General features: G+C 45.6%; 29 protein-coding genes, 15 tRNA genes and 1 rRNA gene. 38 read left to right on the plus strand and 7 right to left on the minus strand.

Annotation, left to right across the window (positions count from 1 at the left end; genetic code table 11):
• From ACQCN2_RS07000 to ACQCN2_RS07080, 17 genes are all read left to right on the plus strand, one after another.
• Positions 1-97 (plus strand): 23S ribosomal RNA (locus ACQCN2_RS07000); the annotation flags it as partial.
• Positions 98-159: 62 nt separating this feature from the next.
• Positions 160-234 (plus strand) — tRNA-Asn (locus ACQCN2_RS07005).
• A 3-nt stretch (positions 235-237) separates the two neighbouring features.
• Positions 238-313, plus strand: a tRNA-Thr gene (locus ACQCN2_RS07010).
• Between the two features lie 14 nt (positions 314-327).
• Positions 328-404, plus strand: a tRNA-Glu gene (locus ACQCN2_RS07015).
• 9 nt (positions 405-413) lie between these two features.
• Positions 414-489, plus strand: a tRNA-Val gene (locus tag ACQCN2_RS07020).
• Positions 490-573: 84 nt separating this feature from the next.
• Positions 574-650 (plus strand) — tRNA-Met (locus ACQCN2_RS07025).
• A 57-nt stretch (positions 651-707) separates the two neighbouring features.
• Positions 708-784, plus strand: a tRNA-Asp gene (locus ACQCN2_RS07030).
• Between the two features lie 83 nt (positions 785-867).
• Positions 868-943: transfer RNA gene (locus ACQCN2_RS07035), tRNA-Thr, on the plus strand.
• A gap of 9 nt (positions 944-952) precedes the next feature.
• Positions 953-1037: transfer RNA gene (locus tag ACQCN2_RS07040), tRNA-Tyr, on the plus strand.
• A gap of 15 nt (positions 1038-1052) precedes the next feature.
• Positions 1053-1128 (plus strand) — tRNA-Lys (locus ACQCN2_RS07045).
• An 18-nt stretch (positions 1129-1146) separates the two neighbouring features.
• A tRNA-Leu gene (locus tag ACQCN2_RS07050) sits at positions 1147-1233 on the plus strand.
• A 3-nt stretch (positions 1234-1236) separates the two neighbouring features.
• Positions 1237-1312 (plus strand) — tRNA-Gly (locus ACQCN2_RS07055).
• Between the two features lie 6 nt (positions 1313-1318).
• Positions 1319-1395 (plus strand) — tRNA-Arg (locus tag ACQCN2_RS07060).
• A gap of 22 nt (positions 1396-1417) precedes the next feature.
• Positions 1418-1494 (plus strand) — tRNA-Pro (locus tag ACQCN2_RS07065).
• A 14-nt stretch (positions 1495-1508) separates the two neighbouring features.
• Positions 1509-1596: transfer RNA gene (locus ACQCN2_RS07070), tRNA-Leu, on the plus strand.
• Between the two features lie 5 nt (positions 1597-1601).
• Positions 1602-1675, plus strand: a tRNA-Gly gene (locus ACQCN2_RS07075).
• 116 nt (positions 1676-1791) lie between these two features.
• On the plus strand, positions 1792-1995 hold the full coding sequence (locus tag ACQCN2_RS07080; RefSeq protein ID WP_426928194.1) for a hypothetical protein: 204 nt from the start codon (positions 1792-1794) through the stop codon (positions 1993-1995).
• Positions 1996-2265: 270 nt separating this feature from the next.
• Here the strand turns inward: ACQCN2_RS07080 and ACQCN2_RS07085 are convergent, their stop codons facing one another.
• Positions 2266-3402, minus strand: a complete 1137-nt coding sequence (locus ACQCN2_RS07085; RefSeq protein ID WP_426928195.1) for a sensor histidine kinase — start codon at positions 3400-3402, stop codon at positions 2266-2268.
• A gap of 244 nt (positions 3403-3646) precedes the next feature.
• On the opposite strand from ACQCN2_RS07085, the gene ACQCN2_RS07090 reads away from it, so the two are divergent.
• From ACQCN2_RS07090 to ACQCN2_RS07110, 5 genes are all read left to right on the plus strand, one after another.
• Entirely contained in the window at positions 3647-4300 is a 654-nt protein-coding gene (locus tag ACQCN2_RS07090) for a TerC family protein (protein WP_426928196.1), read from the plus strand.
• 136 nt (positions 4301-4436) lie between these two features.
• On the plus strand, positions 4437-5000 hold the full coding sequence (locus tag ACQCN2_RS07095) for a YkoP family protein (RefSeq protein WP_426928197.1): 564 nt from the start codon (positions 4437-4439) through the stop codon (positions 4998-5000).
• A gap of 16 nt (positions 5001-5016) precedes the next feature.
• On the plus strand, positions 5017-6156 hold the full coding sequence (locus ACQCN2_RS07100) for an MGDG synthase family glycosyltransferase (protein ID WP_426928198.1): 1140 nt from the start codon (positions 5017-5019) through the stop codon (positions 6154-6156).
• Between the two features lie 163 nt (positions 6157-6319).
• Positions 6320-6523 (plus strand): alpha/beta-type small acid-soluble spore protein, encoded by a 204-nt coding sequence (locus ACQCN2_RS07105; protein ID WP_426928199.1) that lies wholly within the window; start codon positions 6320-6322, stop codon positions 6521-6523.
• Positions 6524-6628: 105 nt separating this feature from the next.
• On the plus strand, positions 6629-7291 hold the full coding sequence (locus ACQCN2_RS07110; RefSeq protein WP_426928200.1) for a DUF2953 domain-containing protein: 663 nt from the start codon (positions 6629-6631) through the stop codon (positions 7289-7291).
• Between the two features lie 98 nt (positions 7292-7389).
• On the opposite strand, the gene ACQCN2_RS07115 is transcribed toward ACQCN2_RS07110, so the two are convergent.
• On the minus strand, positions 7390-7704 hold the full coding sequence (locus ACQCN2_RS07115; protein WP_426928201.1) for an ArsR/SmtB family transcription factor: 315 nt from the start codon (positions 7702-7704) through the stop codon (positions 7390-7392).
• A gap of 191 nt (positions 7705-7895) precedes the next feature.
• Here ACQCN2_RS07115 and ACQCN2_RS07120 point away from each other — a divergent pair, with 191 nt between their 5' ends.
• Positions 7896-8537 carry a nitroreductase family protein gene (locus ACQCN2_RS07120; RefSeq protein ID WP_426928202.1) on the plus strand — a complete coding sequence of 214 codons (642 nt, stop codon included), beginning with the start codon at positions 7896-7898 and terminating at the stop codon, positions 8535-8537.
• Between the two features lie 141 nt (positions 8538-8678).
• Positions 8679-9143, plus strand: a complete 465-nt coding sequence (ytfJ, locus tag ACQCN2_RS07125; protein ID WP_426928203.1) for a GerW family sporulation protein — start codon at positions 8679-8681, stop codon at positions 9141-9143.
• 76 nt (positions 9144-9219) lie between these two features.
• Here the strand turns inward: ytfJ and fliD are convergent, their stop codons facing one another.
• Positions 9220-10467, minus strand: coding sequence for a flagellar filament capping protein FliD (gene fliD, locus ACQCN2_RS07130; protein ID WP_426928204.1), 1248 nt, complete (start codon positions 10465-10467; stop codon positions 9220-9222).
• A gap of 139 nt (positions 10468-10606) precedes the next feature.
• A complete protein-coding gene (gene pyc / locus ACQCN2_RS07135) occupies positions 10607-14053 on the minus strand; it encodes a pyruvate carboxylase (protein ID WP_426928205.1) in 3447 nt (1148 codons plus the stop codon).
• 277 nt (positions 14054-14330) lie between these two features.
• Between pyc and ACQCN2_RS07140 the strand changes: the two genes are divergently transcribed.
• The 14 genes from ACQCN2_RS07140 to ACQCN2_RS07205 all read left to right on the plus strand — a co-directional run bounded on the left by ACQCN2_RS07140 (position 14331) and on the right by ACQCN2_RS07205 (position 24614).
• Positions 14331-15176, plus strand: coding sequence for a lipid II flippase family protein (locus ACQCN2_RS07140; protein WP_426928206.1), 846 nt, complete (start codon positions 14331-14333; stop codon positions 15174-15176).
• A gap of 53 nt (positions 15177-15229) precedes the next feature.
• Positions 15230-15763: a hypothetical protein gene (locus ACQCN2_RS07145; RefSeq protein WP_426928207.1), complete on the plus strand. Its 534-nt coding sequence runs from the start codon at positions 15230-15232 to the stop codon at positions 15761-15763.
• A 108-nt stretch (positions 15764-15871) separates the two neighbouring features.
• Complete coding sequence (gene tpx, locus ACQCN2_RS07150) at positions 15872-16387, plus strand: thiol peroxidase (RefSeq protein WP_426928208.1); 516 nt, start codon at positions 15872-15874, stop codon at positions 16385-16387.
• 554 nt (positions 16388-16941) lie between these two features.
• On the plus strand, positions 16942-17106 hold the full coding sequence (locus ACQCN2_RS07155; RefSeq protein ID WP_426928209.1) for a hypothetical protein: 165 nt from the start codon (positions 16942-16944) through the stop codon (positions 17104-17106).
• A 338-nt stretch (positions 17107-17444) separates the two neighbouring features.
• Positions 17445-18350 carry an RluA family pseudouridine synthase gene (locus ACQCN2_RS07160; RefSeq protein WP_426928210.1) on the plus strand — a complete coding sequence of 302 codons (906 nt, stop codon included), beginning with the start codon at positions 17445-17447 and terminating at the stop codon, positions 18348-18350.
• Between the two features lie 91 nt (positions 18351-18441).
• Positions 18442-18798: a DUF3870 domain-containing protein gene (locus tag ACQCN2_RS07165; protein WP_426928211.1), complete on the plus strand. Its 357-nt coding sequence runs from the start codon at positions 18442-18444 to the stop codon at positions 18796-18798.
• 212 nt (positions 18799-19010) lie between these two features.
• Entirely contained in the window at positions 19011-19937 is a 927-nt protein-coding gene (locus ACQCN2_RS07170; protein ID WP_426928212.1) for a fumarylacetoacetate hydrolase family protein, read from the plus strand.
• 23 nt (positions 19938-19960) lie between these two features.
• Complete coding sequence (locus tag ACQCN2_RS07175; protein WP_426928213.1) at positions 19961-21124, plus strand: homogentisate 1,2-dioxygenase; 1164 nt, start codon at positions 19961-19963, stop codon at positions 21122-21124.
• 15 nt (positions 21125-21139) lie between these two features.
• Positions 21140-21766, plus strand: coding sequence for a flavin reductase family protein (locus ACQCN2_RS07180; protein WP_426928214.1), 627 nt, complete (start codon positions 21140-21142; stop codon positions 21764-21766).
• Positions 21767-21887: 121 nt separating this feature from the next.
• On the plus strand, positions 21888-22226 hold the full coding sequence (locus tag ACQCN2_RS07185; protein WP_426928215.1) for a PspC domain-containing protein: 339 nt from the start codon (positions 21888-21890) through the stop codon (positions 22224-22226).
• A gap of 155 nt (positions 22227-22381) precedes the next feature.
• The gene (locus ACQCN2_RS07190) at positions 22382-22531 is read left to right on the plus strand and encodes a hypothetical protein (RefSeq protein ID WP_426928671.1); all 150 of its coding nucleotides are present in this window, start codon (positions 22382-22384) and stop codon (positions 22529-22531) included.
• A gap of 147 nt (positions 22532-22678) precedes the next feature.
• Positions 22679-23431 (plus strand): NAD(+) synthase, encoded by a 753-nt coding sequence (nadE, locus tag ACQCN2_RS07195; protein WP_426928216.1) that lies wholly within the window; start codon positions 22679-22681, stop codon positions 23429-23431.
• Positions 23432-23441: 10 nt separating this feature from the next.
• Entirely contained in the window at positions 23442-24278 is an 837-nt protein-coding gene (locus tag ACQCN2_RS07200; RefSeq protein WP_426928217.1) for an MBL fold metallo-hydrolase, read from the plus strand.
• Positions 24279-24389: 111 nt separating this feature from the next.
• The gene (locus ACQCN2_RS07205) at positions 24390-24614 is read left to right on the plus strand and encodes a hypothetical protein (protein WP_426928218.1); all 225 of its coding nucleotides are present in this window, start codon (positions 24390-24392) and stop codon (positions 24612-24614) included.
• Between the two features lie 82 nt (positions 24615-24696).
• Here the strand turns inward: ACQCN2_RS07205 and ACQCN2_RS07210 are convergent, their stop codons facing one another.
• The 3 genes from ACQCN2_RS07210 to ACQCN2_RS07220 all read right to left on the minus strand — a co-directional run bounded on the left by ACQCN2_RS07210 (position 24697) and on the right by ACQCN2_RS07220 (position 26924).
• On the minus strand, positions 24697-25209 hold the full coding sequence (locus ACQCN2_RS07210) for a DUF2062 domain-containing protein (RefSeq protein WP_426928219.1): 513 nt from the start codon (positions 25207-25209) through the stop codon (positions 24697-24699).
• 88 nt (positions 25210-25297) lie between these two features.
• Positions 25298-26455 carry a hypothetical protein gene (locus tag ACQCN2_RS07215; RefSeq protein ID WP_426928220.1) on the minus strand — a complete coding sequence of 386 codons (1158 nt, stop codon included), beginning with the start codon at positions 26453-26455 and terminating at the stop codon, positions 25298-25300.
• On the minus strand, positions 26415-26924 hold the full coding sequence (locus ACQCN2_RS07220) for a hypothetical protein (protein WP_426928221.1): 510 nt from the start codon (positions 26922-26924) through the stop codon (positions 26415-26417). The genes ACQCN2_RS07215 and ACQCN2_RS07220 overlap by 41 nt, the downstream gene beginning before the upstream one ends.
• Between the last annotated feature and the right edge of the window lie 13 nt (positions 26925-26937).

Consider the following 26937-nt stretch of genomic DNA (forward strand, 5'->3'; position numbering starts at 1 on the left):
GTAAGACCCCTCATAGACGATGAGGTTGATAGGTTCGGTGTGGAAGTGCGGCAACGCATGGAGCTGACGAATACTAATCGGTCGAGGACTTATCCACGTTTTAATCTCTTAGCATATCGAGTGTATCCAGTTTTGAAGGTACAAAGGTATCTTCTATATTCCTCAGTAGCTCAATGGTGGAGCAACCGGCTGTTAACCGGTAGGCTGGCGGTTCGAGTCCGTCCTGAGGAGCCATTTGCTCCTGTAGCTCAGTCGGTAGAGCGTTTCCATGGTAAGGAAGAGGTCGCAGGTTCGATTCCTGTCGGGAGCACCATAGGATTATTAAATGGCCCGTTGGTGAAGCGGTTTAACACAGCAGCCTTTCACGCTGTCATACAGGGGTTCGAATCCCCTACGGGTCACCATAAAATCTCGGAGGCTTAGCTCAGCTGGGAGAGCATCTGCCTTACAAGCAGAGGGTCGGCGGTTCGATCCCGTCAGCCTCCACCATTTATACTTATCTTTGGATTAAGGAAGGTCGACTAAATGCGCAACGTCCTGTTGCAACGTCGACAATCGAACATCCATGGTCGTCGCGGGATGGAGCAGCTCGGTAGCTCGTCGGGCTCATAACCCGAAGGTCGCAGGTTCAAATCCTGCTCCCGCAACCAAATTTACCTGCACTACGTCGAAAATAGCTTCGAAGTTCAGGTAAACGTATTAATCATGGAGCTGTGGTGAAGTTGGAGTTCACGCCGGTCTGTCACACCGGAGGTCGCGGGTTCGAGTCCCGTCAGCTCCGCCATTTTATCTAACAAGAGTTTCTTGAAAGATATAATTGGCACTATGAAAATTAACTGAAGTATGTTATACTATGAAAGTTGATATGCCGGTGTAGCTCAATTGGTAGAGCACCTGACTTGTAATCAGGGGGTTGTGGGTTCAAGTCCTATCGCCGGCACCACTATTTAGTGGGGAGATAGCGAAGTGGCTAAACGCGGCAGACTGTAAATCTGCTCCCTATGGGTTCGGCGGTTCGAATCCGTCTCTCCCCACCATTCATTAGATGGTATGAGCCATTAGCTCAGTTGGTAGAGCATCTGACTTTTAATCAGAGGGTCGAAGGTTCGAGTCCTTCATGGCTCACCATTTTCACTCATATCATCTGCGGTCATGGCGGAATTGGCAGACGCGCTAGATTCAGGTTCTAGTGGTGGCAACACCGTGGAGGTTCAAGTCCTCTTGACCGCACCAAATGCGGACGTAGCTCAATTGGTAGAGCGTCGCCTTGCCAAGGCGAAGGTCGCGGGTTCGAGACCCGTCGTCCGCTCCATAATATGTGCCCTTAGCTCAGCTGGATAGAGCGTTTGACTACGAATCAAAAGGTCGGGAGTTCGAATCTCTCAGGGCACGCCATCTTATCTTTCATAGTAAATGTCGGGAAGTAGCTCAGCTTGGTAGAGTACTTGGCTTGGGACCAAGGGGTCGCAGGTTCGAATCCTGTCTTCCCGACCATTCAATCACAAGTTGCCGGGGTGGCGGAATAGGCAGACGCAACAGACTTAAAATCTGTCGGGAGTTTCTCCCGTACCGGTTCAAGTCCGGTCCTCGGCACCAATCATGCGGGTGTAGTTCAATGGTAGAACTCCAGCCTTCCAAGCTGGTCGCGTGGGTTCGATTCCCATCACCCGCTCCATACAATAAACGAAGCAGACGGAATGTCTGCTTTTTTTTGTCCAATTTTTCCTTGCGTTAATTCTTTACATTGTGCCAAAACTAGAAACAAGACTCCAGATTACAGGAGGGCACAACATGCGCAAGACACAACTTGTAACAACGATAATCGTGATGGCAGGAATGCTATTGTTTAGTGGATGTGCAGATCGTTACGATCGGGCACCGCAGCAACCCCCAACATCAAAGACTTACTCGATCTACAAGAACCAGAAGCCTGGTGGATTTCGAATCACGCAAATGCACGGCGTAATCGATATGATTAGTGGCCTCATGCGATAAAGGATAGAAATGACAACTGTCGAATTCTGTAGAAAAGAAAACGTGGTAGAAACGTATGTTTTCGTGTAGAGTAAGGCTAAGATCGCTTGCCCAATGGTATTTGATCTCTTGCCTGACCTCTTGCTTATGAGCAAGAGGTTTTTTTAACGCGTAAGAAAATTTAATATCTTGGAGTATTAAGGTTTCTGGAATGCATAAAAAAAGATCGACCCTCGCGTCGATCCTTTTTTCGTTGGGCAAGTATTTCCACTAAATTTGAAGCCTAATCGATTATTCATACGTATGGGGCAAAACAATAATAAATTGAGTAGACATCGGATCTGATTCACAACGGATGCTTCCGTGATGTTTTTCAATAATATTTTTACAGATTGAAAGTCCAATCCCGGTACCGTTATCCTTTGTGGAAAAGAAAGGTTGAAACAGTTGAGCAGCAATTTCTTTAGGGATGGGTTCTCCGTTGTTTTGAACAACGATATGGACGCCGGCCTCGGTAGAATAACTAGAAATAATGATTTCTTTGTCATCGGTCGTACTTCGCATAGCATCCATGGCATTATTGAACAGGTTGACGAGAACTTGCTTCAACCCTTCCTGATAGCAATCAATTGTTCTGGATTCTATTTTACGTGTAAACATAATGTTTTCGGCAATCAAGCGCGGGGTAATCAGAATCTCCAGTTCATTTAGCAAATCGTGAAGATCGACTTTTTTGAATACTTCATCCAGTATTGGTTTTTTGGAGAAGCTTAAGAACCCGGTAATCTGGCGGTGTAAATTATCGAATTCATGCATGATGACCTGGATGTAGGATTCCAAATCTTTTTGGCCGACAATGGATTCGTTAATCAATTTGAGGAATCCCTCAATCGCGCACAGAGGATTACGTAATTCGTGAGCCATGCTGGCCGCTAATTTTCCCAGAATCGTGAGCTTGTCCTTGTGAAGATATGAGATAGTTTCTTCCTTTTGGGATAGCTCTTCATTCACCAGCTGTTCAAAGTGATAGATCGACAGATAGAGACTCTCATCCATCATTTCTCCGATGCGATGTTCAATATAATTAATTTCTTTGTACGTCAAATTCCACTCCATCATAGCTGGAGTGACTACTTTCCAAAAAACATTTCGATAAATTTGATGAGTTCTCAAAATCACCGATAGCGGCATTTCAACGGATCGAAACCAGTTTCCGTTTTCTAATGAAAGTGTATAAAGTTCTTCAGAGACATCTCTGATCAACGAGTTGGCAATAATTTGCGTTCTGCGATCAATAAAAGAACGAGGTACAGAGACATTCTCTAAATGCTGGTTGTTTGATTCCACCCATTTTTCGGCGATTAAAGGACGTAAGGTGAGAATTTTATTGGTGATCTCTTCAAGATTTATAACAATTGTGTCCATCATCAGCTTTTTTCACCCCATGTTTTATCGTAGGGAAGTATGGGGAAAATTTCAAGCAACTTTGCACCTAATTAATGGAAGATAAAACTTCATTTTCCGACAATATTTCTGAGTATTCGATCTTGAATCATGTATAGTGTCTAGTAAAATTGAGCAAATAAGCCTAAGTTTAAACTCTGACGGCTTGTCATGTTTCGTCCCAATCTCGCATAAAAGTAAGAAGTAAACTCGTGCGTGGAGGATGAAAATGGACGGCAACTACTGGATTGCCTTTTTTAACATTATCGTCATCGATCTGGTCTTGAGTGGAGATAATGCAGTGGTCATCGGTATGGCCTGTCGAGGATTGGCGCCAAAGGAACAGAAAGAAGCCGTCTTGTATGGGACTTTGGGAGCTGTTATCTTACGGGTAGGTCTGACTGCGATGGCTACCTGGATGCTTAACATTCCATTTCTCAAATTATTCGGTGGCCTGATGTTATTCTGGATTTCAATAAAAATTTTGACGCAACATGAATCCGACACCAGTGATGTTGCGTACGGCCGCAACCTTAGCCAAGCGATCAAGACCATCATCTTGGCGGATTTCATCATGAGCTTGGACAACGTGCTGGCGGTAGGCGGTGCTGCACACGGAGATGTCTGGCTTGTTTTGTTTGGGTTGGGATTAAGTATCCCTTTGCTGATGTGGGGAAGCTCCCTCGTTGCGAGACTGATCAACCGATTTCCTTTCATCATGTACGTTGGCTCCGCTATTCTAGCCTATACAGCAGCGGAAATGTGTGTGGAAGATCCGTATATAAGCCGCTTTATGTATGCGATGCCATTTTTTGAAATGGTCATACCGCTATTGGCGACCATGGCAGTCATCATGATCGGCAGGTTCATGAGGAAAGCGTAAAGATCTTAAGTAAGACAGCAAGACAGGAAGGAACGAATTTCCTTCTGTGTTGCTTTTTCTTTTTCTAGCGGAGTAAGATGCCTAGTTTCACTTTGATCGGGTAATAATAAAGGCAAAAAAGAAAGGAACCGATGCAATGAATACCGGTATTCTATCACTTTGGGGTATCTGGGATACGATTTACCAAAATTGTTCGCGCCTTCAATACATTGAGAAGGGGAAAAATATCTTTCGTGTCGTTACTCTCCACTACAGTGGGGAACCCCTCACGACCTCAAGCAAGCAAACCATTGAGTCCGGCCATCTTATTATCAAATTACATATACATAACTACCTATTTGCCAACCTGTGCAGAGGGATTAAGAACGATACTCGCATGATTTTGCTACTGCGTCGTCAAATTACAGAGTCCTTGCCGATGCTTGCCGCTTTTCTTGCTGCACACCCCCGAGCGGATGAGATCAAAGGGATCGTTGGCACGACTATGCTATACAAAGGAGTTGAACAACTGGGCTTCTCCATATCGGATGTCCCGATGACGTGGTTTTTTCGCTATAAGCGCTGGTATTTGCGATTGATGTTAAGAATTATTCATCCAGATGGAATAAAGCGTTTGAAGACATTTGATAAAAATATCCCGTTGAAACGAGTCTACATGTCAAAAGAAGAGCTATTGAATCGGTACCTTACTTCACAATAGACGGGGAATGAAAATAATGAAACGGAGAATTTTGATTTGCACGGAAGACTGGGCGGGGAGTGGTCACAGACTTGCCGCTTCCGCTCTCAAGCAAGCATTGGAGAAGCGAGCGTCTAACGGTTCAAGCATTGAAGTTCAAGTCATCAGTGGACTTCGAACGGTCAGTCCCCTGCTTCAGAAGCTCTCCTGCAAAGCGTATCGGACAAGCCTTCGCTATACGCCCGGGCTATGGGAAAAACTGTATCAGCAAGAAAAGAACTGGGGCAAAGCGATGAAGAAACCGCTAGGGAAGTGGCTCGGCAAACGTTTGCTAACGCGGGTGATTGAAGAGTTTGCTCCAGATACCGTAGTAGCCACACACGCGTACTGTCTGGCTGCCTTGTCGGAAGCGAAAAAGATGTCTTCCGTACCGTTTGTGTTGGGAAGTATGCCTACGGATTATTACGTGAACAGCTTCTGGGTTCATCCCGAGGTTGATTTTTATGTGGTTGCTCACGAGGAGCTGAGTTCTTCTTTGCAAGTTTACTATGGAATTCCTTCCGAGAAGATTTTTTCATATGGAATTCCGTTACGTCCGCCGTTTGCTGCAAATCATGGGAGGAATAAAAGCGTTTGGAAACAAGAGATCGGTCTGAAGCCAACCGTCTTCACTGTTCTGGTAACAGGAGGGGAAGATGGATATGGGGATTTCTTGCCGCTATTAGCAAGACTTCTGCAGTCAGGTCGGCCTCTTCAAATTGTGATCATTACTGGCAAGAATGCTTCCCTTTTCCAGATGCTCAGAGAGTTTGTACCAACGGATACCGCTCCGCATACGGTTCATATTTTGGGATATGTGGAGGAGATGTGGGCGTATATCGGGGCAGCTGATGCGGTCATTAGTAAGCCAGGAGGTTTAACTTGCTCGGAAGCGATGGCCATGGGAACGCCTCTAATTGTTTATCGCCCATTACCGGGACATGAACAACGCAACAGCAGGTTTCTTGAGCGTATCGGCGTCACTTCTGAAGCTTCTTCCCTTGATGATATTACCCGATTCATTAACCGTTGGCTGATCCGAAATGAGGAATGGAAGCATACTTGTTCACAGATTCAACAGCACGGAAAGCCCGATGCGGCTTTTGATATCGCTGATCATATCCTCAATAGAGTCTAGCTAAAATTACCATGAATGCTCCCTTAATTGTTTAGGCATATTAAATTTACAGACAAGAGGCATAGGTTGTTAGTGGCATTGAAGGTTGGGACAAGCTAATCTTGAATGCTACTAACAACTCAATAGTAGCAAAATATTCAAACAGAATTGGAGATGAAAGGTTATGGCAAATCAAGGCGGAAGTCGTAACAACCTTTTAGTTCCTCAAGCAAACCAGGCTCTCGATCAATTGAAATACGAGATTGCTTCTGAGTTTGGTGTACAACTTGGCGCAGATACTAGTTCTCGCCAAAACGGTTCGGTCGGAGGAGAAATTACCAAGCGTTTGGTTTCCTTCGCAGAACAACAATTGTCTGGACGCCACTAATTGAATACCTGGATGAAGAAAGAGTCCTCTGAAAGGGACTCTTTTGTATTAACATAATTCCCCTCCATTCTATCCATAATAAATTTAGGAAAGGCGGGGATTTTCTTGATTGCCCTACTGATGATTATGATCTTGATGCTTTTGATCGCCCTCATTTTTATAACTCGTGTGCGGTTACTGTTTTCTTACCAACGGATTCGAGAACAGGATCATTGTGTGATCGAAGTGACCGCTTGGTTTGGACTTATTCGCTATAAATATGAAGTACCCGTCATCAAGCTTTTATCCGGTAAGATAAAGCTACAACGAGAAGTAGAAACGAGCGCGAAAAATGCCGAACCTCCTTCCGATGATTTATTCATAACCGATGAAACGATTAAATATTGGACGGATCATTATGAAGAAATAATTGATCAAGTACATAATTTTTTTCCAACGTTACGTGATTTTCTCAAACACTTGCAATGCAAAGAAATTGCTTGGCATACAAAAGTGGGAATAGGGGATGCGGCAGCCACCGGGACTTTGACGGGAATCGTCTGGAGCGTGAAGAGCATGATCCTTGCGAGTTTGACCAGGTATGTGACCTTGCGTACGTTCCCACGCTTAAGCGTACAGCCTGAATGGAATGGAATCGGGGTACGGACAGAAGTGCGGTGCATTTTTACTGTTCGAGTTGGACATATCATTGTCGCGGGAATTCGTATTTTATTGAAGCTTCGAAAAGGACGCGAGCGGAAATGGAAAACGACTCCATCCAGAGCTTAAGAACGGCGAATTCACGCTAAAAGCAAAGCAAAACAAGGCACCTGCAAAAAAGCGGGGCCTTGTTTTGTTAATCGCCAAATGGTAACTTGCATGGTCAATCAGATTCGTTCCTCATCGATTTGAAAAATGACTTCCAGCAGACCTGGAAAAAGCGCATTCAGATCTTCCTTACGAAGAGAATAATGATGCTGTTTGCATTCAATTCGTACTTTAATGACTCCTGATTCACGTAGCACCTTTATGTGGTGGGATAAAGTGGACTTGGCAACATTCATTTCTAAAAAAGTAGAAGGGCATTGCTCACTATCCTGATACAAACTTCGAGCAATCCTCAGACGAGTAGGATCACTCAGAGCATGAAGGACACAGGTCAGCTTTATACAGTTAACGGTTGGTTGATAAGGTGTTCTCATAACCAAAATGTAGCATAGCGCTTGAAGAACATCAATGTGTAATACGATTTGAAATTCAGAAAAAATATTGTTGGAAAATAATACCGAGATATATTATGATAGTACTATATTTATCGAACTATCAAATTAAAAGGCAGTCGATAAGCATGTATTTAGTTTGAGGAGAAGAATTTATTGGAGGGTGATGGAATATGGGGAATCCTACTCAACAAGCAGTTGATTTTTTTCAAGTAATTCAGGAACGCCGATCTGTGAGACACTACGATCCTACGTGGAAAATTCCACAACAAGAGATGGAGGAAATGCTTGCTCAGGCGGTCTTGGCGCCTTCCAGTTCAAATCTTCAGCCGTGGCGGTTTCTTGTCATTGACGACCCAACGCTTAAGGAGAAGCTGTTGCCGATTGCGCGAAATCAACAGCAGGTTGTAGAAGCATCTGCAATCATCGCTGTATTGGGTGATTATGAAGGCTACAAAAAATCAGAACAAATTTACCAAAAGTCGGTGGAGAAAGGCTTCATGACCGAAGAAGTTAAACAGACGCTTGTTGGGAACATTACCAAATCGTATTCCAACAGAGACCCAGAAATCATCAAAGAAATTGCATTGGTTGATGGCGGGTTGGTATCGATGCAATTGATGCTGATCGCCAAAGCGAAAGGGTACGACACGGTACCAATGGGCGGCTATGATGAACAAGAATTTATAAAAGTTTTCCAAATTCCCAAAAGGTATGTCCCGATCATGTTGATTGCCATTGGTAAAGCGGTGGAACCCGGACATCCGACAACCCGTTTGTCTATTGATGAAGTGACTTTCTGGAATGAGATTTAACGGGTGTGTGATGGTACGAAATAATTTGCCACGAACCAATAATTCCCCTTTTAGTTGACGATTCATTAAAACGATTTCATAAGGGAATGATACTACCTATACTTCATGATTAGCTTACACGTTAAAGAGGAGGTATCATTCATGGCAGACCATCCCATTCAGGGCTTAATGAGAACGACAATGGAAAACCTTAAGCAAATGGTCGATGTTAATACAATTATTGGCGATCCTGTAGAAACTCCAGATGGAAGCGTCATTTTACCGATTTCCAAGGTAGGCTTTGGATTCGCAGCTGGGGGAAGCGAGTTCCAATATAACCATGAGCATCAAGTAAATCATGACGGTAACAGTCATCCGTTCGGCGGAGGTAGCGGGGGTGGGGTATCCATTACACCTGTAGCATTCCTCGTAGTCGGTAAACAAGGAATTCGCTCCATTCCGCTGGAGAACCAAACTCACCTGTACGACCGTATCCTTGACACTGTGCCGCAATTTGTGGATAAGATACAAGGAGTCATGTGCAAAAATAAAGGGCAGGATAACAACACAACCATTATTACAAAGGTGGAGGAAGACGATATCGAAACGATTATGAAGCGGAGCTAGGTCTATCCGAAGTAAAAAAAAGTGGTACCTGTCCAACATGACAAGGTACCACTTCCTATTTTACACCGGTTCCATTTCAAAAGGCTTGGTTCAGATACAACCCGGTTGCCGAGGCTTGTTGAATAAACAGATTGGGTAATAAATAATTGGTATACGGGTTTAGAGAAGGCAATGGATAGGCACCAACCAAAGGGGTTTGTTGAATACGTCTCGTTTCCTTAGACATGAGGGTTGCCACTCCATCAGGACCGCTTAAAGCTGACTGAATCTGTGCAAAATGGTCTTGGAGATTTTGCTCAAGTTTCTGATCATCAACATAAAGTCTGCCATCTGCTAGTTGGTCGACCCCAATGTCATTCAATCTCGATGAAATGCGCTGCGTACTTGAATTCCACGACTGAATGACACTTTTGGACAAAGGCTCCTGTTGGATGTAGGTGTTGAACTGATTGTATTGATGGATAAGAGATTTTACTTGTGAAACCAATTTGGAAGCATTCGCCGTCACTTCGAGGGTAACGGGTCCTGAAGTCACCTGATGAAAGAAAACCGTCACATCTTTAGCGTCCCCAACCGTTACGGTATTGGAGGAGGATGAATAGTTTTTGCCATTTACTTTGTACTGGGCGTCTTCAGCGGCTTGCGTAACCGTACCAATCCCAGATGCTTGCACACTGTTTCCTTCTACGTCGAAGATTGAGAAAGCGTGAGGCAGACCTGTTTCATTGCTGGATAGTTCCAACGTGCTGGTATTCTGTTCATGGTTTTGAATTACACGAGCTGTAAGGCTGCTTTCGCTCTGATTAATCGCCGATGCCATACGAGTGAGGGTTTCAAGGTTAGAATCGTGATTGGACGCCTCAAAAGAAATCGTATGCTCCTGACCGCCTACATTGAGGCGAAACGAATTCTTGCCAGTCTGCACAGATGAAGGAGCACTGGAGTTCAATGAGCTGCCGGTATTTTGCTGTTTACTGGCTAATTTGGCAACCTCTATGGAGTAAGATGCCATGGAAGCCTTAGGCTGTGCTGATCCGGTAAGCTCCTTTTTATTACTTGAGTTAGCCAAACGCATATTAATCAGGCTGTTCGGTTGTTCAGAATCAAAGGACCGGGTTTCTTTGGCCAATTGGTTTGCTTGCTCAATATACTGACTTAGCTTGGCCGAAGTATCCTGGGACCATTGCTGCTGCTTTGAATACAGGGATTGAAAGGAATGACTGGAAATCGGAATAATCGGTGCACGTAATGATGCCTGATACATCTGAAAATTATAGGAACGAAAGCGTTGGGAAGGTATTAGATAAGGAGAGATCGCGTTCATGTCTGCTCACTCCTAGAAAGAATATGATACCTCATTATACTTCTGGTCAGCTAAACCCTCAAGATCTTCCATGGATGAACCTGCCAGTAAAGAAAAAGCGCTCCGTCTAATCATGACGAAGCGCTTCTTTCCTTTTCCGTTATTCTAATTCCAGGAGCAAATCTCCCGCTTCAATGGTGTCTCCCGCTTTCACTTGAATGGCTTTTACCTTGGCGTCGTTCGGAGCTTGAAGGGTAGTTTCCATCTTCATGGCTTCGCTGACTAACAAGTGCTCACCTTTGCGAACCTTATCGCCCACTTCTACCAGTACCTTCAATACTTTTCCAGGCATGGAGGCGCCCAGCTGATACGGATTTTGCGGGTCTGCTTTAGGACGAAGGGATTCCAGGACCTGGGCGGACTGGTCACGGATGAGAATCTCACGTGGCTGACCGTTCAATTCGAAGTAAACGATCCGGTTGCCGTCTGGATGCAGATTGCCCAAACCTACCAGCTTGATAATCAAAGTTTTTCCGCGTTCGATGCTAACCGATGCTTCTTCGCCCGGACGCAAGCCATAAAAGAAAGTTGAGGTGTCCAGAACAGAGAGATCTCCATACTCTTTGATGTTTTGGTCATACTGCAAGAATACTTGCGGATACATAATGTAAGAAAGAACGTCACAAAAAGATGGAACGCGTCCGATTTTTACTTCCAGCTCCTTCTGTACCTTCTCAAAATCAATTGGCGCCAATAGCTCTCCCGGTCGAGTGGTGAAGTAATCGCGACCTTTCAGGATTACTTCTTGCAATTCTTTTGGGAATCCACCCGGTGGCTGGCCCAGATAGCCTTGGAAGAACTGGATTACTGAATCAGGAAAATCAATTCGCTGACCTTTGTCATAGATCGTTTCTTCGGTCAGGTTGTTTTGCACCATGAAGAGAGCCATGTCGCCTACAACCTTGGAAGAAGGGGTTACCTTGACAATATCTCCAAACATGTGATTCACAGTGGAGTACATGCTTTTCACTTCATCCCAGCGGCCTTCCAATCCCACGGCTTTGGCCTGCTGCTCGAGGTTCGTATATTGACCGCCTGGCATTTCATGAATGTAAACTTCTGTGTTACTTGCTTTCATTTCACTTTCGAAGCCTTGGTACAGCGGGCGAATATCCGCCCAATAATCGGACAGCTTGTTGAAAGCCTCCAGATTAAGACCTGTCTCATGTTCCGAGCGCTCCAATGCGGCAACAAGTCCATTCAAGCTTGGCTGAGAAGTCAGACCAGACATAGAGCTGACACACGCATCCACGATATCGACACCGGCTTCCACCGCTTTTAACAGCATTGCCCCTCCATTGCCAGAGGTGTCGTGCGTATGCAGATGAATCGGAATGCCAATCTCTTGTTTCAAGGCGCGAATCAATTCATAGGCGGCGTATGGCTTCAATAAGCCGGCCATGTCTTTGATCGCCAAGATTTGCGCTCCTGATTTTTCCAGTTCCTTGGCCAGCTTCACGTAGTAATCTAAGGTGTACTTAGTTTTGGAAGGATCGAGAATATCACCTGTATAGCAGATAGACGCTTCGGCGATCTTGCCAGTTTCACGAACCGCATCAATGGCGATTTGCATGCCAGGTAGCCAGTTCAAACTGTCAAAAATACGGAATACATCAATGCCATTTTTAGCCGATTCTTTGACAAACGCTTGAATCACGTTGTCAGGATAGTTGGTATACCCAACCGCATTGGCTCCGCGCAACAGCATTTGGAATAAGATGTTCGGGATTTTTTGACGAAGAATCTGGAGCCGTTCCCAAGGGGACTCCTTCAAGAAGCGCATGCTCGTATCGAACGTAGCTCCGCCCCACATCTCCAATGAAAAGAGGCCAGATGCCAGTTTACCTGTAGCCTCGGCAATAGCCACCAGATCATAGCTGCGAACACGTGTGGCGAACAGAGATTGATGCGCATCGCGGAAAGTGGTATCCGTGACTAAAACTTTTTGCTGGGATTGAATCCACTTAATGAGACCATCTGCACCATCACGTTCCAAAATTTGTTTCGTTCCGTCTGGATAAGGTTGGGAAACGGGGGTTTTAGGAATGCGCGGGAATTCAAAAATCGGTTTTTTCTCATTCTTCGCCATTCCCGGATGCCCGTTAACAATGGTGGTGCCAATATAATTAAGCAGCTTGGTACCGCGGTCTTGCGTACCAGGGAACACAAACAGCTCTGGTTTTGAATCGATAAAAGAGGTATCATACTGTCCGCTCAAAAAGTCAGGATGAGTGACTACGTTGGACAGGAATTGCAAATTGGTTTTTACACCGCGAATGCGGAACTCGCGAAGTGTACGGTGCATTTTGCTTGCCGCCTGTTCGAAGGATTTGGCGAAGGTGGAGATTTTCACCAGAAGGGAATCGTAGTAAGGCGTAATGATGGCTCCAGGATAACCGTTGCCGCCATCCAGACGAATCCCGAAACCGCCTCCGGATCGCCAAGCGAGAATTCTTCCAGTGTCAGGAGCAAAGGAGTTCTCAGGGTTTTCTGTGGTTACACGACATTGAATAGCGTAGCCGCTGGTTTGAATTTCTTCCTGAGAATGGATGCCGATTTCATCATCAGACAGAGTGTGTCCTTCGGCGATTCGAATTTGCGTTTGCACAATGTCGATACCTGTGATAAGTTCAGTGATGGTGTGTTCCACCTGGATGCGGGGGTTCACTTCAATAAAGTAGAATTTCTTTTCAGGTGTGAGCAAAAATTCTACGGTACCGGCATTGGCATAGCCAGCCTTTTGCATTAAACGAAGGGCTGACTGACAAATTTCTTCCCGCAGGTCATCACTTAACGTAACGCTAGGCGCTACTTCCACCACTTTTTGATGACGGCGCTGAATAGAGCAATCGCGCTCATAGAGATGAACGACATTACCGTGCTCGTCACCTAGTATTTGTACTTCAATATGTTTGGGCTGTTCGAGATAACGCTCCAAATAAACTTTGGCATTCCCAAAAGAGGAACGGGCTTCAGAACGGGCACGATCAAGGGCATCTTGTAATTCATCCTGGCTGCGAACAATCCGCATGCCGCGACCGCCGCCACCGGAGACGCCTTTGATAATGATCGGATAGCCGTACTCTTTTGCGAACAAGAGAGCTTCTTGCAGGGTTTCAATGGGTTCGGGTGTACCCGGAATAACAGGAATTCCTGCTTCAATAGCCATTTTGCGGGCTTCCACCTTGTCACCGAACTTCTCGATTAGCTCAGGAGATGGGCCGATAAATTTGATTCCTTCTTCTTGGCAGCGGCGGGCAAACTCTCCATTTTCCGATAAGAAGCCATAGCCTGGATGAATGGCATCGATGTCGTTTCTTTTAGCGATTTCAATGATGCTTTCAATGTCCAAATAGGCTTCGATTGGCCCTTTGCCAGCACCCACGAGGTAGGATTCGTCGGCTTTGAAGCGATGAATGGACACGTTGTCTTGCTCGGAATAGATTGCGACCGTACGAATTCCAAGCTCAGTAGCCGCCCGAAAAATACGGATGGCAATTTCGCCGCGGTTTGCTACAAGCAGACGGTTGATTTTTCTCTGTTTCACGATTTCTCCCCCTTGGCGCTCTCTATACAGAATCACAATTCATCTGTATAGAATAAATATACAAAAATTCAACTACATTGACACGACTTTTTGTCGAAGAATCTTTTCTGAAGGTAAACCGTTGATTCGAATTCGGATTGGCCTGGCTATACAATAGCATTATTTTGTTACAAAAATATGAAAACTTGTGTCTGCAATATATCGTTCATAGTATGAAAAAGATTGTTATACTTTATGCTAGTATTATGGGATGGTAGGGTTTGAAGGGAGATTATACATGAAGCTCATCTTGATTATGCTTGTCACCATGCTGATAAGCAGTATTGAAACGGTGTCTTACGCGGCTAGGTTATCCGGGGCGAAAACGAGGCGGGTTGGAGCCTCCACCTCAATATTTAATATACTCGTTGTTCTGTCACGATTTGCCGTGATGGTTCAGGGTCTACTGATTGCTTCGATTGTAGACCATGTGATCGCGATAAATTCGAAGATTATAGACCCGCTTATTCGTGAGCAAAACATACAGGATATGCTGGTTGATTTTAGAGTGATTCTGCTATCCATGTCGGTAGGAATAATTATTGGGATTCTGTTCACACCTTCCGTTGCTCGAATTATCGCGATCGGGACTTTAAAATTAGACAAGCACGGGACTGTTCCGCGCATTGTACTAAACGAGGGGTTATTTCGCACGATTAGCAAGCTTCCTTCACAGATCTGGCTGCCGTCTTTTCGCAGTAATTGGCGGGAGATCAAGCAATCGAAGCTGGCTTATACGTTTTTTACATTAAACGCGGCGATCTTTGCTTTTTATTCGATTGCCAGTTTGTCCTCCCTGTTCGCTGGCGCATTGATTCCCGATCACCGACTGACGGCCAATAGTATGGCTACGTTAATTAATGGGATTGGAACCGTGCTTCTCGTCATTTTCGTCGACCCGGTTAGCGCCAAATTATTGGATGATGTGGTATTGGAGAAGGAGCCAATGCGAGAGCTGAAAGCGGCGGTTTTTCAGTTGGGAGCAGGTCGATTATTCGGCACCTTGCTGGGACAACTTCTTTTATGGCCTTTTGGGTACTTCATCAAATATTTTGTCATCGTGTTCGAAAAAGTATTTTCATGAATATGCCAATCCCTCTTTGTCCACAATGATAGAAAAACAGGAGGGATGGCAAGATGGAGTTTGATCATACTGAGCCTGTCGCCATCTGGAAGCAGTTAATCCCCAAGAAACATTGGCTGTTTTACGAGGACCTGCCTGATGACGAGATGATATTTACCTATCGGAACCGAGTTTATTTTATAAACTTTGATGGGTCCGTTCTCTCCATCCCGAAGCCAGCCAGTCTGGATTTGCTGGATTTTGGGATGCTTCTGGATCGTTTGGCAATCTCGGACGAGGTCATCGATTTTGACGATGAGGGTATCTTTGATTATGGAAGCATACTGAAGCGAATGGGGTATGTAGTGCCTACCAGCCAAAAGCATGAAAAGCATACGTACTCCATTGAGCTAGTGAATACGATTGTCCCAAAGACGTTTACCTCGCGCTATGAGTTGAAGCAGGTAAGCTTTCTTTATGCGCTTTACCACGCGGTGATGAGATGCCATGAGCTGAACGCCAAATCCGACTGGGAGTTTGAGCATGAAGTGAAGCGAATTGAACAGCTTGAGACTCTTTATCGATCGGAAGTGTCCAATAGCGTGTAATCCTGTTGGAGTTTCTTCTATTTTTGTAGTGAAAAACATAGTAAGTTGATGTAAGATAGGTAAGGGATACATAACAATCACCAGGCAATATTGAGGAGGTTTTTTAAAATGACTGTTGAACGTCAAGGTGTTACTACCTTTAAAGGAAATCCTGTTACGCTTTTGGGTAACGAAGTTAAAGTAGGGGACAAGGCTCCTAACTTCAAAGTATTAGCTAACAACCTGACAGAGGTTACTTTGGATGATTCCAAAGGTACTGTGCGCATCATCTCTGTTGTTCCTTCCCTTGATACAGGCGTGTGCGACCAACAAACTCGTCGTTTCAACGAAGAAGCGGCTAAATTGGATGGAGTAACGATCCTTACTGTGTCTGTTGACCTTCCTTTTGCTCAAACTCGTTGGTGCGGAGCGGCTGGAATTGATAAAGTTCAAACAGTTTCTGACCACCGTGATCTTTCCTTCGGTTTGGCTTACGGCGTAGTCATCAAAGAATTGCGCTTGCTCGCTCGTTCCGTTTTCGTTGTAGACGCGAACGACAAAGTGGTGTACGCGGAATACGTGCCAGCTGTTGGTGAGCATCCAAACTACGAAGCAGCGATCGAAGCGGCTAAAGCAGCGAAGTAATTGGTTTAAACTGAAGAAACCGGCATCCATGGGTGTCGGTTTTTTTGTTTTGGTATTGTGTTTTTTGTTTGTTTTTTTGTTTTTTTTTGCTTCACCAGCGTAAGATAAGATTTCGTCCACTAGGAGCATCATTGGAAGTGATACCTAGCGTAAAGAACGGAGAAAGGGATAAGAGCCGTCATCCAACCCCGCAGGGGCGCGAAGCGTTTGGCGGCTCCCTTTCGGAGTGAGCGGAGCGGACTTCCTCAACATCATTGCGAACTTCCACAGAGCGCACTAGGGACGAAATCTTTTCCCCTCCGTAACTCCAATAAGGTATAACGAAGACATATTACTGGCAACACTATTACCACAATCGTTTGAAAAGGAGGGAGATTAAGATGTTTCCTAATCTAAGTGTTGAAGAATTTGAATTCTATCTTGGCGCGCTTTACGAAATTACGTATTTATTGAACGAAAACAAGTAATAAAAAATCTCACCCTTCCAACAAAATTGACGTGAATTCCTTTCGACTGAATATAGATGGTACTAAGTGGAAGGAGTGAGAATAAGAGTGGCCAAACGACTAGATCGCCTTGAGAAATTTCTGACAGGGAATCTACAGATCTCGGATAAGCAACTACCCCTTTCCAAAGAAGCCAGGGATATTTTGACTCGGCCAGTTCAATTACCTTCAGCAAGCAAGGCTGATAAATCAGATGGAAAAGGCAACGCCTGATCAACAAGATCAGTCGTTTTTTTTTATCGACATAAAAGAAAAGACTTCGTCCGCTCGTCGCTCATTTTAAGCGAAACCAAGCGGAGTGAACGAAGGAAGGAAAAGAGTCGGCATTCTTTACATCAGACTAAGAAACGAAGTGATTTTCTTGTCGATCCCTTCTGTAGTGAACGGAGCGGACAGTTGATACTACACGCAAGCTTAAACAGAGCATAAAGGAACGAAGCCTTTTCTCATCTTGAAAACCTCTTGGCTTCCCGGCTGATCAAGCTTGCTTCATTTTATTCGGAGCGGCTATACTGGGGAAAGCAAAAGTGCCCAAGTAAAGGAGTAACATCATGAGTGAAGAACTCTTGCGCATTACCGTCAAAGAGGAGGAAGCCGGACAGACAGTAAGAGACGTCCTGCAACAAAGTTACGGGGTATCCAGACGACTTCTCATCGCGGCGAAGCATACGGGTGAGATTCTGCTTAATTCTTCTCCTGTCTATGTTACAGCCCGTGTAGAAGCGGGCGATGTCATCACCGTCATCTTGCCAGAAGAGTCCTCAGAGTCACTGGAACCGGAAGAGATGCCGCTTGCCATCCGTTATGAAGACGATGATTTCATGTGCATCGCCAAGCCAGCCGGGCTCGTCGTTCATCCGACACGAACCCATTTAAGCGGGACGCTAGCTAATGGGGTGGTTGCTTACTGGCTCAATAGAGGAGAGAAGCGGAAATTCCGACCCGTTAATCGACTGGATAAGGATACCTCCGGGTTGCTTCTGGTTGCGAAGAATCAATGGGCTCACGAGCAATTCTCACGGATGCAACAAGAGAAAACCATGCGAAGAACCTACCAAGCCATAGTTCACGGGTTGCTTGTACTCAATGAGGGAACTGTCGATGCGCCAATCGGGTTGCGTGACGACTCGATCATCGAACGCCAGGTACGTGAAGATGGTCAAACGGCCCGGACACACTATCAGGTTCTGCTGAGAGGACGTGAGGCTAGCTTGGTCGAGCTACGGTTGGAAACTGGCAGAACGCATCAGATTCGCGTTCACATGAGTTATCTGGGACATCCGCTGTTGGGAGACGATCTCTACGGAGGCTCCAGGGAGCAGATCACCAGGCAGGCCCTGCACGCCGTCCGTTTACGGTTCATTCATCCGCGCACAAAAAAGCTGTGTGATTTCCAGGAACCTTTGCCACACGATATAGCTATCCTTGTTAAACAGCTCAAGGCGCTTGACCTGTAAGTCGGAGGGTTGAGCGTTTTTGGGGATAGGGCGTATTCCGTGCTGGCACAAAGAAAGCGTTTACGCTATGATAGGAAGTAGGAGGCTTAAGATGAGTCACTCACCTTTTCGTTACCAATCTTCCAATTACATCTTATCCACCGGATTTTCGCAATTGCCGAAGGGAACACCAATGTCTGACGTCCAAAAGGTATTTGCCTGTTCGTTAGTCATCGATCGGGATGAGGGACTCGTGGTCGACGCATCCTTTACCTTTTTAATGGGATTGAATGAGGAGTTCCTGCGTGGACTGGTGATCGGACACAAATTACCTGAAAATTGGAACGAAATGCAAAAGGAAATCCGCTTACGTTTTCTTACACCGACGCAAGGGGCCATCTTGCAGGCGATTCACTCCGCAATGGACCGTTATTTGGAAGCTGTTAAACAAGACACGGCTAATCAATAAAATCACATAAAGCATCGCTGGCTGTCTATGGGGAGTGGCTCCGTCAAAAGAACTGCTCTCAAATAGAGTAGACAACACCCAGTCTTTTGCTTATCGTCTTTTGAACATCCTCAAATTTGCAGACGGGATCCGTATGCCTAGATGGGTGTCAACTGGTGAAAAGCGGGACTGGGTTTTCTTATTTTTCAGTAGTTTTTAAAGGAGGGTGTCGAATGAAACTGATCAGCTATCAACCGCTTGCACATTCCCAACTGGAGTGGAGTACAGGGATATATACAGATCACGGCATCATTGATCTGGCTACATCATCTATCCGAGCTCCACAAAAGATGCAGCAGCTTCTTGAGGATTGGGAAAAATGGCAAATGGAATTGAATCTTCTTGCATTCGAAAAGGAACACCACATCGCTTTGGAGGAGGTTCGTTTGGGCCCACCACTGCCGCGTCCCGCCAGCTTCCGGGATTTCTACGCTTTTGAGACACACGTTCGAACCTGCAGGCAAAAGCGCGGGTTGGAGATGGTCCCCGAATGGTATCAGTTTCCTGTCTTCTATTTCTCCAATCCAGCCGTGATGACAGGAACCGGTCAGCGCATCATGAAGCCCAATTCGACACGAGAGCTGGATTATGAGCTGGAGGTCGCATGTATCCTTGGCAAAGGCGGAGTCAACATTCCGGTGGAAGAAGCGGATTCCTATATCGCAGGCTTCTGCATTTTGAATGATTGGAGCGCTCGGGACGTTCAGCGGGAGGAAGTCAAGGTTGGACTGGGACCCGCCAAAGGAAAAGATTTTGCCACCTCAATGGGGCCGTATCTCGTCACATCGGATGAGCTTGCCGATGTAAGGATTTCTGACGAGAAAGGGGATCGGTATGATTTGACGATGATAGCCCGAGTGAACGGCAGGGAGTATTCCCGCGGGAACCTTGCGGATATTACCTTTACTTTCGCGCAGATGATTGCGCGCGCATCCGAGGATTGTCCACTATATCCCGGCGATGTCATTGGATCAGGAACTGTGGGAAGCGGATGTATTCTGGAGCTTGGCGGCGAAGAGTACGGATGGCTTCAGCCTGGTGACGTCGTGGAATTGGAAGTAGAACGTCTAGGAGTGCTGTGCAATCGGATCAGCGAGTAATCAGTATATAAGGGGGAAATCAGATGGCCTTTTATCATCGAATGGGTGAACTTCCGCAAAAGCGGCACACGACCTTTTACAAACCTAACGGAGAGTTGTATCGTGAACAGGTGATGGGAACCAAAGGCTTTTCGGGTATTCAATCAATCCTCTATCACCACAATCCGCCAACACAGGTACGAGAAGCGCGTAAGTTTGCTCAGCTTGATCTGGAGTATGTGGAATCTGATGTGTTGAAGCATCGCCATTTTCTCACGTTTGATTTGCCAGCGGGCAAAGATCCTGTGATGGGACGACGTTATCTGATGGGGAATCAGGATGTGGTACTTGGCGTCTCGATTCCGACTGAACCCATGGAGTATTTTTATCGGAATGCGGACGGAGATGAGTTGTTGTTTGTCCATGAGGGTAAAGGGGAATTGCAGACGGTGTTTGGCACGCTTACGTATCGGGAAGGCGATTATCTGGTCATTCCGATCGGTACGACTTATCGAATTGTTCCTTCGTCTGAGAAGACCAGATTCTTGGTCATCGAATCAGAGAATGAAATCGTTTCGCCCAAGCGCTATCGCAACGAGTACGGACAGTTGTTGGAACATTCACCATTTTGTGAACGTGACATTCGACTGCCGGAACGATTGGATACGCATGCGGAAGCGGGAAATTACGAAGTTCGGGTGAAAAAGGGCAATACTTTATACAGCTACCAATTTGATTTCCATCCGCTAGACGTGGTGGGGTGGGACGGATATCTTTATCCCTATGCCTTGAGCATCCATGATTTTGAGCCAATAACTGGACGCATTCATCAGCCGCCTCCTGTCCATCAGACGTTTGACGGACGTAATTTTGTGATCTGTTCATTTGTCCCTCGCCTCTACGACTATCATCCGAACGCAATACCGGCTCCTTACTTCCACAGCAATGTAGAGAGTGATGAAGTCTTGTATTATGTGGCGGGGAATTTTATGAGTCGGAACGGAATCTATGAAGGATCCATCACCCTGCATCCAATGGGGATTCCGCACGGGCCGCATCCAGGTAAAATAGAAGCTAGTATCGGCAAAAAAGAGACACAAGAGCTGGCTGTCATGCTTGATACTTTCAATCCGCTGAAAATGACACGCAAGGCTCTGGAAATTGAAGATGGTAACTATATGTACAGTTGGTTGCCGAAAACGGAATAAGAAAGGGGCACCCCTATGGAAATTGAGATTGGCAAGATTGAACGACAAGACAAATACAAACTTTTAATCGGCTGTGTGGTTCCACGCCCAATCGCCTGGATTACTTCGTTGAACGAGAGCGGAGTGGTGAATGTTGCTCCTTTTAGCTATTTTAACGTCGCCTGCATCGATCCGATGATGATCTCTGTTTCGGTTGCGCGCAAGCCGAACCAGGTGATGAAGGATACAGCCCACAATATCGCGGCGACAGGAGAATTCGTCGTGAATATGGTGGACGCAAGCAATGTGGAAGCCGTTAATCAAAGCTCGGCAGACTATCCCGCAGGTGTCAGCGAAATGGAGGAGATCGGACTTACTCCGGTTTCCTCCCACATGGTGAAACCGCCGCGCCTGAAGGAATCACGGGTCCATTTCGAATGCCGTTTGCATCAAATTGTGACGTTGGGCGATCCCGCCGCCTCGGATTTGATCATCGGGGAAGTGGTTCATGTACATGTTGACGATGCGCTTTATTCACAAGGAAAGATTGATATTGTTCAATTTGCTCCTATTAGCCGACTGGCTGGACATACGTACGGAACTATCGGTGAAACCTTTGACATCCCGCGTCCGATCTACCAACCGAAACCGAACCAAAAGTAAGAGGCTAATCCAAGTCAGACCTAAGACGGAGGACAAATCCCCCTCAAGCCAGTTATGAGCAGACTTGATAATCGGTAGGATAAGAGTATCAAGATTAACGGATCAGAAAGGATTGATTATCATGTCTCGTTTGTACCGTTCAAGAACAGATAAAAAACTATTTGGCGTTTGCGGGGGACTAGCCCGAATCATGGATGTTGATTCAACCTTGGTAAGACTAGCTGTCGTTTTGTTGATTGTGTTCACAGGTATTCCGCTTCTCCTGTACTTCCTCATGGCCTTGATTATGCCGAAGGAACCGCTCTTCTATAGCTACACGGAGGACAAAGATCTGTTCAGCTCTGCCTCTACTGCCAATTATGGCGCATATGATCTGGATCGAGATATTGACCGGATCGAGAAGCAAGCGTTGCAAGCTGAAGTGGTGCGCCTGCGAGCAGAATTAGCCAAGCTTCGATAAAAAACGGAGCCTGGAGAAAAACGAGTCAGCGATTGCTTGCCGAGAAAAAATTTTCTGGAGACTGTCAATCAACGACCTCCCGCTGCATATCTTGTAAGGTGGAAGGAGCAATCCTACATAGGGAGGGAACGGCATTGTATTTGGGAGTTTTCGACATGAATCAACGTCTTGAGCAAACGCGTAAAGTTTTACGTGAAAAAAGGCATCTCAAACAATTACTCGAGGACGATATTCGAGAATTGGAGCGTGACGTTGAGGAATTGGAAGAAATGCTGCTTGTATCAAACCAAAAAGTTTTACGATAAACATGGGGAAAGCTTCTGTTCAAAGGAAACTCGGCAATTGTGTCGGGTGGCTGGGACGGGAGCTTTTCTGTCTGAGCTTGAGAATTGCGTAGCGGATGACGACATGTTAGGATGATACCATTGATTGGATGAAATGGAGGAATTCCAATGGATAAATTTCAAGAGTATCTCGCTCAATACGAACAACAAGTGGAACAAGATATTGATAAGCGTGTCGCGTTTATCCGTGAAGAAATTTTGGACAAAGGGCTCAAGGGTGCCGTCGTCGGGATTTCCGGCGGTATTGACAGTGCGGTAACCGCTGCGCTTTGTGTACGAGCATTGGGGAGAGAGCGCGTGATCGGCGTATGGCTTCCAGCGTACTCACTTGATGTTCATGCGGAAGATGCGAAAAGATTGGCGGATGCCATTGACTTGAATTTGGTTACTATCTCCGTGAATTCGGCTTATGACGCGATGACCGAAGAGATTGAGAAGGTCTTGCCCATTGATGATAAAACCAAAGGAAACACCAAAGCGCGCCTGCGGATGACCTCTCTGTACGCAGTAGCCAACCAAAAAGGCTACCTGGTAGTAGACACCTGCAACAAAAGTGAAATTTACGTCGGGTACATGACCAAGGGTGGGGATGGCCTAGCCGACATTAATCCGGTTGCCAGCTTGACCAAGCATGAGATCCGCATTATTGCCAAGCACTTGGGGGTTCCATCCACAATCTTGACAAAAGCCCCTTCCGCTGACTTGTGGGAAGGTCAAACAGACGAGCAAGAGATGGGCTTCACCTATGAAGATTTGGATCGTTTGCTGATCACAGGGGAGACCAGGGAGAGCGCTATGGAAAGAATTGAGTACCTGCATCGCATCTCTGAGCATAAGCGCCGCCCAATGCCGGAAATCTAGGAGAAGCGTGATGAAACAATTTTCTAATGTTACTGTTTTCACAAGCTGTCTTTGGCAAATCAATTCAACGATTGTGGAGAGACCGGATCGGATTTATGTGTTTGATCCTGCTTATTTTCCACATGAAATAGAACGGATTACTCAGTATGTGACTGAAATACAAAGAAACCGTCCGATCTCGTTAGTCTTTACTCATGGCGATTGGGATCATATCGTCGGATACCGAGAGTTTGCTGATGCTACGGTCATCGCTCATGAGGCGATTAACAAGGACGATCAATTGGCAGAACAAATTGCGAAAGCGAAGCAATTTGACGCAAGGTATTATGTGGATCGGGGGCATGAGCTGCTGATTCCTCAAGTGAACCAACAAATTACAGCTGACTGTACAGTCGAGAATCGTGATGGAGTAGTGTTCATTCCAACTCCGGGGCATACACATGACATGATGGCTACTTATTTTGTCCACGAGAAGGTGCTGGTAGCTGGTGATATGCTCTCAGATTTGGAGTTTCCCTTTATCTATCATGACAGCTCAGCCTACTTGAGCAGTCTGAAGAAACTGAAACAACTTCTTGAGACTAGGGAAATTGAGCTGTTGATTCCTGGGCATGGCCATTGCACGACGAATCTTTCCGAGATGATGAAAAGAATTGAACAAGATGTTGCCTACGTTGAGGCTGTCAGAGAGTTAGTATTTGGTCTTGTTGAGCAAGGGCATAGCAAGGAGCAAATTTGGCCGGAGTTTCAGACGCTGAGGTATAAAGGAGAGGAAATTGGACCAAGCTTGATGGGGCAGCATGAATCCAACCTCGATCAGTTGATCCTGGAAGCGAATCGCCAGTAAATTGCTGATGGGAATTGATTTCTTGCAAAACATTGATTCTGGTCTCGATTTCCTTCATAATAGAGTGTATGTGTTTAGATTGAATTATTGAAGTGTAAGAGGTGGATGTTAATGTCTACAACTGAATTGTTACTTGGAGCAAGCTTCGAAGGTCGCGTTTTGCGCACGTTGCAATCCTTTTTCCGTCGTTCTAACGATGTGTTATTGCGTGAAAGCTTATGGGCTACTGGTCTTGAAATGGATCAAGTAGATGTTGTTATGAGCATGCTGGATGATAACCACACTGTTAGTGAGATCATGGAAAGCCTTCGTCAAAAAGGTGTGTTTAACAAGTAAGGCGGTACCATCCGTTTGAACAATTGCCGCAGATAGACAAAAAACCGGTTTCTTCCATAAAAGGAGGAACCGGTTTTTTACGTTACACGTCTCCTTGTATCAAAGGACGGCGTTCACGTTTCTTACGATATAAAAACAGAATGGCATAAATCAGGAAGTAGCTGCCGATTGATACGAAAACTCCCATAATGGCGCTGCCTGTCAGATAAGCAAGGAGGTTTTCTTTTATCATGGTAATGAATCCTCGTGATTTCTCGATATGATCTTGTAGCGGTTGACCAATGAGCAAGTTACCGATATTGAAGTTTAAGAGCATAAACAAGGGAAGCGTGATTTTGCCAATCACAAAACCAATCAGGGATGCGGAGACACTGGAGCGGAATAACAGATTCATCGGATATAGCAAGATGAACGCCAAACCAAAAGTAGGCAGGGTGATGAACTCAACAAAAATCCCTACGGAGAATCCTCTGGCAATGATGGAAGGATCACCTTTCAAGCGGATCAGTTTGAGGTATTCATACTTTAATCTACGATAGATTGCTCTCCAATGGATATGTCTCCATTTGAATTTTTTTATAGTATCGATCCACACATTTCAAATCCCCTTGTTCAATTTAATAAGTATTTCCATTATACCCAAAAAGAAGGCATCAAGCCATTGGAAGATTAAAACAAAAGGGTTATGAATGTTGCTCTAGCCAACGGACCAGTCTGGGCCATACCTGTTTTTTAGCGTAAGTGCTAATCACCAGGCTTACATGACCTGTTTGCGCTGCCAGGCGTTCTACAGTCTGGCTGGATACCGCTGTAAGAACAGGATCTGCCTGAGCGGGTGTGACCAGTCTGTCATTTTCGGCGATGACCGCTATCAATGGAATTGTGATCTGGTTTAGTTGAATGGGTTGTTGCTCAAGTCTGTACGTTCCGTTCATCAGCTGATTTTCTTGATAGAAACAGCGGATCCATTCAATAAAAGCGGACTTCGGAAAATAAACGGATGCATGAATCCAGCTATCCAAGGCAAGCCATTTGCCAAAATAATCAGGATCTTCTCCATGAAGAATTAACTGCTTCAACGGTAAAAAGATGTTCTCATAAGGACGCATCAACATATTGCCCCAGGTAACCCACTCGCCTGGCACATTCCCTACAGAATGGGCCCACGCCTCTACATTCAGACGTTCGGAGGACAACCAACTGTCAATTACATCCGATTGCCCAAAATCAATAGGAGAAGCAAGCAACGCAAGGGTAGCAGGTTCAAATGTCCGTTCCAGATGTCGGGAAGCATAAGCGGTCCAGATTGCCGCCAAGGTGCCTCCCATGCAATATCCGAGCAGATGATAGGAAGAGTGGCCTTCCACAGTTTGCATGGCTCGGATGGCCCTGGGCAGATAATGGAGCAGAAGCGTTGAGATCCCGATACAAGAATCTTCAGGGCCAAAGCTTCCCCAATCTAATAAATAAACAGTAAACCCTTGCTGAATAAGAAAGGCGATAAAGCTTTCTTGCTCAGACAAATCGAGGATAGTGGGCTTGTTGATTAATCCGTACATGACAAAAAGCGGGATGGAATTAACTCCAGACCCGCTGGTGTAACGGTACAATCTGCTTTTGTTTTTTCGCCAAATCAACTCTCTTGGAGTAGGTCCCAACTGAGGCGATTCCGCAATCTCCAATCGTTTAATCGCTAGTTCGATTTTCGTCGAGAGGAGCGGTTCGCTGTTATTGACAGTCCTATGGTTGAAGCCTTCAGATTGAAAGGTCGTGAGGATTTGGCTGAGGCTTCGCAGATAGTTAATTTGCTGAATCCGATGGAGTGGTGTTGTTTTTGGCACGGCTTGTTTTCCTTGGTTTTGTTGTAGTTGTGGTGGTAGAGGCTTGGGCTGTCACACTGCCCTCTGTCATCGCGGTAAGCTTGTCTGACAGTGAAGTGAAGGCTTGCTGTAAAGCTGTGTAGTCTGATCGTAAGGAGGACAATTCATGCTCCAAGTAGACGATGCGCGCATCCTGTGAAGTTAATTGGGCAATGGAATCTTCCAGCTTCTCGATTCTTTCCTCCAAATAAATTACGGTCTCCGTTGTCTGTGCCAGTTCTTCGCGTGTAGGGAGATTGAGCGAATGCAACCATGTACTGCTCGTTTTGTTCAGCGAATCTTGTAAGTGAGCCGCTGATTGAAGATAGGTTTGAATCCAATCAGCAAACGCGTCTGTTTGAACCACGGGATTGGCTACTGCCGACCACTGCTTTTCCACCAAATCAAACATTGCTTGCTGCAAGGCAAAAATCGGTTGTTGCTCTGCCATCTTGATTCCTCCT

Origin of the sequence: Brevibacillus ginsengisoli (assembly GCF_050113715.1) — a bacterium.
Lineage (GTDB): Bacteria > Bacillota > Bacilli > Brevibacillales > Brevibacillaceae > Brevibacillus_H > Brevibacillus_H ginsengisoli.